The 6,942-nt window shown below is 65.7% G+C and carries 6 protein-coding genes; 1 reads left to right on the top strand and 5 read right to left on the bottom strand.

Annotated elements, in window-relative coordinates; genetic code table 11:
• Nucleotides 1-931, top strand: a 931-nt coding sequence (locus ABF821_RS19075) for a glycosyltransferase family 9 protein (RefSeq protein WP_415531223.1), incomplete at its 5' end; no start/stop codon positions are given.
• Nucleotides 932-940: 9 nt separating this feature from the next.
• On the opposite strand, the gene ABF821_RS19070 is transcribed toward ABF821_RS19075, so the two are convergent.
• From ABF821_RS19070 to ABF821_RS19050, 5 genes are all read right to left on the bottom strand, one after another.
• On the bottom strand, nucleotides 941-2,221 hold the full coding sequence (locus ABF821_RS19070; protein ID WP_415531222.1) for an MFS transporter: 1,281 nt from the start codon (nucleotides 2,219-2,221) through the stop codon (nucleotides 941-943).
• Nucleotides 2,222-2,360: 139 nt separating this feature from the next.
• Nucleotides 2,361-3,731, bottom strand: coding sequence for an NAD-dependent succinate-semialdehyde dehydrogenase (locus tag ABF821_RS19065; protein ID WP_415531221.1), 1,371 nt, complete (start codon nucleotides 3,729-3,731; stop codon nucleotides 2,361-2,363).
• A gap of 123 nt (nucleotides 3,732-3,854) precedes the next feature.
• Nucleotides 3,855-4,298 (bottom strand): lysozyme inhibitor LprI family protein, encoded by a 444-nt coding sequence (locus ABF821_RS19060; protein ID WP_415531220.1) that lies wholly within the window; start codon nucleotides 4,296-4,298, stop codon nucleotides 3,855-3,857.
• Nucleotides 4,299-4,433: 135 nt separating this feature from the next.
• Nucleotides 4,434-5,129 carry a VIT family protein gene (locus ABF821_RS19055; RefSeq protein WP_415531219.1) on the bottom strand — a complete coding sequence of 232 codons (696 nt, stop codon included), beginning with the start codon at nucleotides 5,127-5,129 and terminating at the stop codon, nucleotides 4,434-4,436.
• Between the two features lie 215 nt (nucleotides 5,130-5,344).
• On the bottom strand, nucleotides 5,345-6,942 hold a 1,598-nt coding region (locus ABF821_RS19050; RefSeq protein ID WP_415531218.1), incomplete at its 5' end, for an ACT domain-containing protein.

Here is a 6,942-nt window from a genome sequence, read left to right as displayed (position 1 = left end):
GTTCAACAGGGGGACGCTGCTGCTGGCGCGGGGTGATCTGGCGGACGGCTGGCGGTCTTTCGAGGCGCGCACCCTCCTGCTGCCGGAGACACGCTGGCCGGATATCGCTCCATGGGATGGATCGGCGCTGCCGCATGGCCGGCTGCTGCTGCATGCCGAGCAGGGGATCGGGGATGCGATCCAGTTCCTGCGTTATCTTCCGTTCTGTCTGCGTCGGGTTCGGGTCGTGCTCGTGTTGCCGCCTTCGTTGCATCGGCTGGTGCGGAACATGCCTGACCCGGATGGGCTGATCGCGTTGCGGTGCGTGCTGCTGCCGCCCGGTGCGTCGGTGCCCGATGACGTGGTGGCCCGTTGTGGGCTGCTCAGTCTGCCGTATCTGCTGGACGTGGCGGAGGTGCCGCCTTTTGCGCCCTATCTTCTGCCGTCCGGGGTTGAAGGGGCGGTTTTCCGGGTTGGGGTGTGCTGGGCGGGTAATCCGGCGTTTCGTTTCGATCGCAGGCGGTCGATCGCGCCTGCGATGCTGGCGCCTTTGGGTGATGTTGCCGGATTGCGCTTCGTCAGTCTTCAGCATGGGGCGGTTGCCGAGGATCGGCCGTTTGCGATGGAGACCGTCGGCATGGGGGATTGGCTGGAGACCGCGCGGGTGATCGCCGGGCTGGATCTGGTCGTCACGGTCGATACGGCGATCGCGCATCTGGCCGGGGCGATGGGGCGGCCGGTCTGGTTGCTGAATCGGTTTGGCGGCGACTGGCGGTGGTCGGCCGCGTTCGATCGGGCGGAGCCGCCGCGCTGGGGGAACGGGACCAGCCGGTGGTATCCGTCGCTGGAGCAGTTCAGGCAGACCGAGCCCGATGAGCCCGATGATGCCTGGCGGGCGCCGATCCGGATGCTGTGTGGTGCGCTGGCGCGTTGGCGGCGTGGTGATTTGTGAAAATGTCGATTATTTCGCGATTTTCATATCGACGCCCTGCAAGGCGCGCAGGCGGAAATAGCTGAAGAGCCCCAACGCGGCGGTTGCCGACATCATCCAGCCTGGGATCAGTGGATCGCCGCTGATGGCGATCAGCCAGGTGACGACGGGTTGGGTGAGGCCGCCGAACACGGACACCGCGAGCGCGTAGAGGACGCCGAACAGAAAGGAGCGGTTGTGTGGCGGCAGGGCATCCAGCAGAATCTTCCACATGCTGGTCATTACGAAGCCTGAAAGCACGAACATGGAGATGTTGAGCGTCAGTTGGCTGCTCATGCCGGGATCGTGGATGGCGTAATAATAAATGAATGGCGACAGGATGCCCGTCAGGACGGTTATGCCGATGACCGCGCCCGACGGGTGCGGATAACGGGCGATGTAAGCCATGCTGGCCAGTACGCTGAGTGCGCCGGCGGCGAGGCCGGCTGTCATGGCGGCCATTCCGATTGCCGGCGAGAGATGCAGCACCGATACCGCGTAGCTGACGCCGAATGTGCGCAGATAGGTGGAAACGGTTCCGCTGACGAGGGCGGGGAAGACGAACAGGATGGTTTTGCGCACCGCGCGCCGCTCCGCGGGGGACGGCGGCTTTACGGGACCGTGGACTGCGATGGCGTGGCCGGCGGCAAGGCGGCGGAGGAAAAGACCCGCCGGAACGATGACGAGCCCGAAGACGAAGGGGACCCGCCAGCCCCAGGAGAACAGGGCATCGTGCGACAGGCTGACAGAGAGGGCGAGGCCCAGCAGGACGGCAAGCAGGCTGCCGAGCAACTGCGTCATGTACTGGAGCGTGCTGTAGGCGCCGCCGAGATCGCCGGGGGCGGCTGAATAGAGCAGTTCGGTCGCTGGCCCGACCTCGCCGCCATCGGAAAAACCCTGCACGATCCGGGCGAAAATGATGATGATCGGGGCCAGGATGCCGATGGAGGCGGCCGGAGGTGTCGCGGCGATCAGGAACGAGCCGACGCCCATCATGCCGAATGTCAGCATCAGGGCCGCATGTTGGCCGCGGGCCCTGGCATAACGCCCGACGAGGACGGCGCCCAATGGCCGCATGACGAACCCGACGGCGAAGGTCATCAGCGCATACAGCAGGTTCATCAGGTTGCTGCTGCCGGCAGGAAAGAACGCATGGCCGATCATGGGTGCGAAGAACGCATAGGCCATGAAATTGTAGAATTCGAGAAAATTGCCGGCGCAGGCTGCGCCGATCAGAAGACCTGTGCGGGTATGGCCGACATTCTCTGCCATCGGTGCGTCTCTCCGTTCCGTTCCGGCCGGCCGGTGGCCTGGGCGCCACGGCATATTGCCGGTTCTGGAACGTCATGGAAACGGTTCGATGGCCGATGGACCCCGGCGCGATGCGGATCGCGCGCCGGGGGATCGTCGATCAGGGTGTGTGGACCAGTTTGTGATTGACGAATTCGGTGATGCCGAATTCGGACAGTTCGCGGCCGTAACCCGAATTGCCGATGCCGCCGAAGGGCAGGTCGGGGGCGGAGCCGGTGATGTCGTTGACGAAGACCATGCCGGTTTCGATCTTCTCGGCCACCTTGCGGCCGCGCGCGATGTCGCTGGTATGCACCGAGCCGCCGAGCCCGTAGGGCGAATCGTTGGCCAGGGCGATGGCTTCTTCCTCGCTGCCGACGGAATGGATGGTCGCGACCGGGCCGAAGATCTCTTCGTAGAAGATCGGGTTGTCCTTGGTGACGCTCCGGAGGATCGCGGCCTTCATGAAGAAGCCTTCGCGCTCAAGCTGTTTGCCGCCGGTCACGAGCGTTGCGCCGTGCTGCACCGCCTTGTCGACCTGCGCGATCGCGCGCTTCATGGCGTCTTCGCTGCTCATCGGGCCGTGGGTCACGCCCTGTTCCAGCGGGTCGCCATAGCGGAATTCGCCGATGGCCTTTTCCAGGCGGATGGTAAATTCATCGACCAGCGAGTCATGGACGATCATCCGTTTGGCGGCGGTGCAGACCTGGCCGTTGTTCGACATCCGCCCCGCGACGGCGTGGGGGATGACCTGATCGAGGTCGGCGTCGTCGAGCACGATGAAGGCGTCGGCGCCGCCGAGTTCCACCGTGCTTTTCTTGAGGGCGCGCCCGGCCTGGGCGGCGACGGCGCTGCCGGCGCGTTCGCTGCCCGTCAGGGCGACGCCACGGACTTCCGGGCGGGCGATCAGCGTTTCCGACTGGTCGTTGGTGATGAACAGGTTGGTGTAGGCACCGGCCGGAGCGCCGGCCTCGCGGAACAGGGCCTCGAAGGCTTCGGCGCATTGCGGCACGCCCGGCGCGTGCTTGACCATGACGACGTTGCCGGCCATCAGGTTGGGGGCGGCGACGCGGGCGAGCTGGTAATAGGGAAAATTCCAGGGTTCGACACAATAGATGACGCCCAGAGACTGGCTCAGCACCGTGGCGTTGCCCTTCGAGACATCCAGCTTTATCGGGGCGAGGAATTGTTCCGCCTTTTCGGCGTAATAGGCCAGGATGTCGGCCGAGAGTTCGATCTCGCCGATGGCTTCGGGAAGAATCTTGCCCATTTCGATGGAAATCAGGCGCGCGTGCTTTTCCTTGTCGCGGCGCAGGATGTCGGCGGCTTTCTGGACGATGGCGCGGCGTTCGGCGAAGGAGCGGTGCCGCCAGTCATCCTTCCAGAGCGTGTGGGCGGTCTCCAGCTTCGTGACGACCTCGCGATCGCTGTGCAGATCGAAACTTTTCTCGGTCTTGCCCGTCGCGGGGTTGATCGTGCGGTACATGCTCATCGGTCGGTCCTTCCTGGACGGTCTCAACACACACTTTTTCAGGTGGGGTCGCGCGGCGTGGATCACCAGAGCGCAGTCGCGAAGGCGTGATCATTCTGACGGACAGATCCCTGTGCGGTCGGTTCAGGGTGTGTTCGAGAGGGCCGGCCCGCCGAATTTTTCGACCCGCCAGTGAAAAGCCGTCTGCATGTCCGCGACATGGTGGCGGGTCAGGGCTTCCAGGCAGGCCAGGCGGGCAGGTGGGCCGCCCGAGCCGCCGGCGAAGGAATCATATTCGGTTTTGCAGAACGCATCGCGATAGGCGGTCCATGCGCGCTCGCTCCGGTCGAGTTCCATCCGGGTCTGGCTGGTCACCGCGTCTGTAATCTGCCGGTAGGTGGAGGCACGTTGAAGATCGGCCTGCTTTTCGGCCGCCGCGAGACAGGCGACCAGAGCATAGGTTTGCGTTATGCGGCATGGCGCGTCGGCGGCGTTCATGTGCTGCGCGTGGGCGGAGGCCGTGCCACCCAAGAGCGCCAGGAGGAACATGGCGCGGAATGCAGAGCTTTTTCGTCTCTGTGACAGCATGGAGCGGCTTTTTCCCTGCGGGGACGAGTGCGGCTGCTCTCTTGCCAGTTGCGGAGGCGTGAGCGCAATCTGGATGCCTCATGCACGGAGGCTGCTGTCAGGCGGGACAATGCGGACTGGTCGGCCGCCCGTGGGTTACACGCCGAAAACCTGTCCGATTCCGCCAGTGACGATCATGGCGACGAGTCCCCAGAACGTGACCCGCAGTGTGGGGCGCAATGGGGGTGCCCCGCCCGCCACCGCGCCGATGGCCCCCAGCGCCGCGAGCGCCAGGATGGAGATGATGGATACGCCCCAGGAAACATAGGGTGCCGGTGTCAGGATCGCCGCCAGGACGGGGAGGATCGCCCCCGAGGAAAACGCCGATGTCGAGGCGAGGGCCGCCTGGAACGGCCGGGCCGCCGTGGCGTCGGACAGGCCGAGTTCGTCACGGGCGTGGGTGCCGATGGCGTCGTGCTGCATCAGTGCGACCGCGACCTGGCGGGCGAGGGCTTCGTCCAGCCCGCGTCGGCGGTAGATGCCGGCCAGTTCGGCGACCTCGCCGTTCCAGTCTGTTGCCAGTTCGCGCTTTTCGCGGGCGAGGTCGGCCTGTTCCGAATCCGCCTGGGAACTGACGGAGACATATTCGCCGGCGGCCATGGAGAGTGCCCCGGCGACGAGGGCCGACAGGCCCGCGACGAGAATGCCGCCATGCGACGCATGGGCGCTGGCCACGCCCACGATCAGGCTGCCGGTCGATAATGTGCCGTCATTGGCGCCCAGCACGGCGGCGCGCAGCCATCCGAGTTTTTCGACGGCGTGGTGCTCGGCGTGCGTGCGAAGTCGCGACATGGGCGGGCCGTCCTGACCGGTGGAAGGGGCCGCTATCTATGATGCGGAAAAGGACTTTTGCGGCATGCGTTTTTTGAAAAGGGCGGATGCCTCGCCCCAGTCTGTTTTTGCACCCGCCAGCCCTGTCCGTTCAGGCTTCCGTCAGGAAACTGTGCCATGATTTCCGGTTCGATCAGGGGGGACATGCGGCCTGCCCCCTGTGAAACGGGCCTGCGTCAGATGGACAGGGTTTCGACGGGCGGGATTTCGGTGTCGCTGGTGGCGGCTTCCTCGGCCTGGCGCAGGCCGTGGATCAGGGCTTCGCGGATTTCCGTCAGGCGGCGTTCGTCGGTGATCTTCAGGCCGAACAGGTCCTTGACGTAGAAGACATCGACCGCGCGGACGCCGTAGGTGGTGATGTGGGCCGAGGCGATCTGCAATTTGTGGTCGCTGATCGCCTGCGTCACGTCGTGCAGCAGGCCGGGACGGTCGCGGCCGTTGACCTCGATGACCGTGTAGCTGTTCGAGGCGCGGTTATCGATGACCACGCGCGGCGGCACATGAATCGCGCGCATGCGCCGCCCGTAGCGCATGCGGCCGATGCCGCAGATTTCGCGCGCGATGTTGGTGCGGCCCGACAGGGTTTGCTCGACCAGTGTGGACAGGCGGGCGAGCTGGTGCGGCTCCTCGAACGCTTCGCCGCTGGCGTCCTGAATCCAGAACGTGTCCAGCGCCATGCCGTTGATCAGCGTGTGGATGCGCGCATCGACGATCGAGGCGCCGGCGATGGCCAGGGCGCCGGCGATGCGCGAGAACAGGCCGGGGTGGTCGGCGGTGTAGATGGTGACTTCGGTGACGCCGCGCGTCGGCAGGGGCTGGGTTTCGACCGTCAGCGGCGACTCGCGGCGTTCGGACTCCCGGATCAGCAGCGCGTGGCGGGCGTGGGTGTCCTGGTCGAAGGACAGCCAGTAGCTGCCATAGCCCATGCCGAGGAACTGCTCGGTCTCCTCGGGCGAGAAGCCGTCTTCCTCCAGGATCTCGCCGACCGCTTCCTTGGCGCGGGCCACGCGTACGTCGCGCTCGGTGGTGGCCAGTCCGCCTTCCAGCACCTCGGCCACGCGCATGTAGAGTTCGTGCAGCAGGGTGGCCTTCCAGGCGTTCCACACGCGGGGGCTGACGGCGCGCATGTCCACGATGGTGAGCAGCAGCAGCAGGCGCAGGCGCTCGGGCGACTGGATGGTGTCGGCGAGGTCGAGGATGGTCTTGGGGTCGTCGATATCGCGCTGAAACGCGGTCTGGCTGAGCAGCAGGTGGTGCAGCACCAGCCACGAGACGGTTTCGGTCTCCTCGCCGGTCAGGCCCATTTCGGGACAGACTTCCAGCGCGATTTCGGAACCCAGTTCGGAATGGTCGCCGCCGCGCCCCTTGGCGATGTCATGCAGCAGGATGGCCATGTACAGCGCGCGGCGGGACTGGAGATTGCGCGCCAGGTCGTAGGCCAGCGGGATTTCGTCGGCCATCGCGCCGTGTTCGATCCGGCCGAAGATGCGGATGGCCTCGATCGTGTGCTCGTCGACCGTGAAGACGTGGTAGGTGTCGAACTGCATCTGGCCGACGATGCGCGACCAGTCGGGCATCAGGCGGCCCATGATGCCGGTTTCGTTGAGGATATGCAGCCAGTAGGCGTTGCCCTGGCGCCGGTCCTCGGCGGTGGCGTGGAAGCTGGGGACTTCCTCGCGCGGGGCGCCTTCGGGGGTGGTGGCGAGGCGGGGGGCGCGTTCGGGCGGGGCGCCGCACAGCAGATCCAGGAAGATGCGGGCGGCCTCGGGATTGC

Source organism: Gluconacetobacter sp. (assembly GCF_047721585.1).
In the GTDB taxonomy this organism is placed as follows: Bacteria; Pseudomonadota; Alphaproteobacteria; order Acetobacterales; family Acetobacteraceae; genus Gluconacetobacter; species Gluconacetobacter dulcium.
The sequence above is the reverse complement of the archived record's forward strand: the minus strand, read 5'-3'. Positions and strand labels throughout refer to the sequence as shown.

Bases quoted from the DNA above. Each gene is read 5' to 3' on its own strand.
- ABF821_RS19070 (WP_415531222.1), bottom strand. From the start codon at position 2,221: ATGGCAGAGAATGTCGGCCATACCCGCACAGGTCTTCTGATCGGCGCA.
- ABF821_RS19065 (WP_415531221.1), bottom strand. From the start codon at position 3,731: ATGAGCATGTACCGCACGATCAACCCCGCGACGGGCAAGACCGAGAAA.
- ABF821_RS19060 (WP_415531220.1), bottom strand. From the start codon at position 4,298: ATGCTGTCACAGAGACGAAAAAGCTCTGCATTCCGCGCCATGTTCCTC.
- ABF821_RS19055 (WP_415531219.1), bottom strand. From the start codon at position 5,129: ATGTCGCGACTTCGCACGCACGCCGAGCACCACGCCGTCGAAAAACTC.